1 pseudogene (only partly in view) is annotated in these 383 nt (G+C 72.3%); it reads right to left on the reverse strand.

What is annotated here, in order from left to right:
- A pseudogene (locus ACFE67_RS13970) lies at nt 1–177 on the reverse strand (DEAD/DEAH box helicase) (it extends 1,650 nt beyond the left edge of the window).
- Between the last annotated feature and the right edge of the window lie 206 nt (nt 178–383).

Consider the following 383-nt stretch of genomic DNA (forward strand, 5'->3'; position numbering starts at 1 on the left):
GCAGGAGGGAGGGATGCGGCCTGGTGCGCACCGGGCGCGGCATCGAAGCGGGGTCCCGTGTGCGCCGGTGCTGCTGGACGCGGTGCGGGTGTGCTCATCGGGACGGCCAGGGTAATCGGGCTCCGCCGGACTCGCCGAGGACCGCCGGCCCGCCGGGCGTTTCGGACTCTGCACCATCTGGCTCATCCCAGCCCTCCGCCGCCCCGGGAGACGTCTGAAGGCTCTCGAAGGGATCACCCGAGGCGAGCGGGTCGCACCCGATTCGCGATTCGAGCCGCCTCGAGCGCACCGAAGCGACTCGAATCGCGATTCGAACGCCACTCTCCCGCCCGCGGTCGCCGTCCCACCCGCCCCCGCTCGTTGATCGAGGTGCGAGCGAAGCG

The sequence above is a fragment of the uncultured Amnibacterium sp. genome (genome assembly GCF_964244015.1).
Taxonomy (GTDB): domain Bacteria; phylum Actinomycetota; class Actinomycetes; order Actinomycetales; family Microbacteriaceae; genus Amnibacterium.